This window comes from Neisseria sp. P0009.S007, assembly GCF_051962515.1.
In genome coordinates this window covers 1-848 of sequence record NZ_JBQCVF010000726.1, presented here as the reverse complement: position 1 = coordinate 848, position 848 = coordinate 1, and the positions used below count along the sequence as shown (strand labels likewise).

Genomic DNA, 848 nt, shown 5'->3' with positions numbered 1-848 from the left:
ATTATTGTCGCGGATGACGGCTCAAGGCAGGAAACCGCCGAAGTGGTTGATTTTATCCGCCGCAGAACAAGCATTCCTGTCAAGCATTCATGGCAGCCGGATAGAGGCTTTCGTGCCGCCGAATCGCGCAACCGTGCGTTGGCGCAGGCGAAAGGCGATTATATTGTGTTGATTGACGGCGATATGGTCTTGGATCCGTCTTTTATCGCCGATCATTTGAAGATTGCCCGCAAAGGCCGTCTGATACAGGGTTCCCGCGTGATTTTGACTGAGGATAAAACGCAGGATATTTTGGACGAAGGCGATTTGCCTGCTTTGTCCGTGTTCAGCTCGGGAATAGAAAAACGGCTATCCGCCCTGCGCTGCCGTTGTTTGGCCAAACTGGCAGGCCGAAAAGGCAACCGCAAACACAAAGGCATCAAAACCTGCAATATGGGCTTTTTCCGCAGCGATGCGCTGGCCGTCAACGGGTTTGACAATAGCTTTGTCGGTTGGGGCAGGGAAGACAGCGAATTTGTTGCCCGTTGCTATCATAATGGGATGAAACGCCATAATTTGAAATTTGCCGGTATTGCGTACCACCTCTGGCACAATGAGGCGGAACGCGATTCCTTGCCGCAAAATGATGCCTTGTTGGAGGCAACCTTGTCGGAACGCAAAATCCGCTGTGTCCATGGCGTATCTGATTTTATAAAAGATGAAGAAGTAGCCGGAAAATAGCCTTATCATTTCATCTGAATCATAGAGGCCGTCTGAAAATCTTCAGACGGCCTTTTTTTGTGCTTTTAATGAGTCTATTGGTTAAATGAGAATATTATTTATTTGATGTAGATCAGTATGTATAATTA

Annotated in this window: 1 protein-coding gene; it reads left to right on the top strand. The window is 47.8% G+C overall.

Features of this window, described 5'->3' with window-relative positions; translation table 11 throughout:
• Nucleotides 1-720, top strand: a 720-nt coding sequence (locus ACTHS3_RS15960; RefSeq protein WP_440368501.1) for a glycosyltransferase family 2 protein, incomplete at its 5' end; no start/stop codon positions are given.
• Between the last annotated feature and the right edge of the window lie 128 nt (nt 721-848).